This window comes from Moellerella wisconsensis ATCC 35017, assembly GCF_001294465.1.
GTDB classification, from domain to species: domain Bacteria; phylum Pseudomonadota; class Gammaproteobacteria; order Enterobacterales; family Enterobacteriaceae; genus Moellerella; species Moellerella wisconsensis.
On sequence record NZ_LGAA01000102.1, the window covers coordinates 1 to 214 of the forward strand.

1 protein-coding gene is annotated in these 214 nt (G+C 52.3%); it reads right to left on the minus strand.

Annotation, left to right across the window (positions count from 1 at the left end):
- Positions 1–214 (minus strand): ATP-binding cassette domain-containing protein (locus M992_RS14555; RefSeq protein ID WP_147638212.1); only part of this gene is annotated, 214 nt, incomplete at both ends.

Sequence of the window (214 nt, forward strand, 5' to 3'; positions counted from 1 at the left end):
GAGCCGCCTGCTGCATATTATGGGTGACCAGCACCACGCTGTAATTTTCTTTAAGCCCAACGATCAGCTCTTCAATGGTCAACGTGGAAATAGGATCCAATGCAGACGTCGGCTCGTCGAGCAACAATACCTCTGGCTCAATCGCAATCGCGCGCGCGATCACCAAACGCTGTTGTTGGCCGCTGGATAATTTGAAGGCGTTATCGCTCAAGCG